Source organism: Massilia sp. CT11-108 (assembly GCF_047302915.1).
GTDB lineage: Bacteria > Pseudomonadota > Gammaproteobacteria > Burkholderiales > Burkholderiaceae_D > Telluria > Telluria orientalis.
Genome location: NZ_JBKYMO010000983.1, coordinates 1 through 1,043 on the forward strand (window position 1 = coordinate 1; position 1,043 = coordinate 1,043).

Below are 1,043 nucleotides of genomic sequence, written 5' to 3' on the forward strand. Positions count from 1 at the left end.
CCGCCACCCCGGCCACGCAGGCCGAGCCGGCCGCCGCGCAGGCGGCCGAATTCGAGCGGCTGCTGCGCGCCCAGATGCTGCTCGACCGCGCCCACTTCTCGCCGGGCGAAATCGACGGCGCCTACGGCTCCAACATGCGCCAGGCGCTGGCCGGCTTCCAGAAGGCGCGCGGCCTGAATCCGACCGGCAAGCTCGACGACGCCACATGGAACGCGCTGAACATCGACCAGACGCCGACCCTGCTGACCTACACGCTGGCCGACACCGACGTCGCGGGCCCGTTCCGCCCCGTGCCGGACGACATGATGGAAAAGGCCAAGCTGCCCACGCTCGGCTACGCCACGCCGGCGGAAGGTCTCGGCGAGAAATTCCACGCGAGCCCGGCTCTGCTGGAAAAACTCAACCCCGGCAAGGACCTGGGCCGCGCGGGCGAGCAGATCGTCGTGCCGAATGTCGTCGGCACCCCGGCGCTGGCGGCGGCAGCGCGCGTCGTCGTGTCGAAGGAGGCCCGCATCCTGCAGCTGCAGGACGCCGGCGGCACCGTGCTGGCCCAGTATCCCGTGTCGAGCGGCAGCGAACATGATCCTCTGCCGATCGGCAACTGGAAAATCGAGGGCGTGCACCGCAACCCCACCTACCACTACAACCCGAAACTGTTCTGGGACGCCAAGCCGGGCGACAAGAAGACGACCGTCGCGGCGGGCCCCAACAACCCGGTCGGCGTCGTGTGGATCGACCTGACCAAGCCGCATTACGGCATCCACGGCACGCCGGTGCCGGCCTCGGTCGGCAAGAGCGAATCGCACGGCTGCATCCGCTTGACGAACTGGAGCGCATCGGAAGTGGCGGGCCTCGTCCAGGCGGGCACCGAGGTCGTTCTGCAAGACTAAAACGAAGCAAAGGAGACGGCGATGAGATGGTTGATGACCTTCCTGCTCGGCGTGCTGGTGGGCGCCGGCGGCCTGTTCGTCTGGCTGCGCCAGATGCCCCACGAAGCCGGAGAATTCCTGGCCCAAGGTGAGCGGCGTCGCATCCTGCAGGTG

General features: G+C 68.5%; 1 protein-coding gene. It reads left to right on the top strand.

The genetic code is table 11. The annotated features are described in order from the left end of the window. Window positions 1-890, top strand: an 890-nt coding sequence (locus ACEN88_RS32535; protein WP_413346376.1) for a L,D-transpeptidase family protein, incomplete at its 5' end; no start/stop codon positions are given. Window positions 891-1,043: the final 153 nt, after the last annotated feature.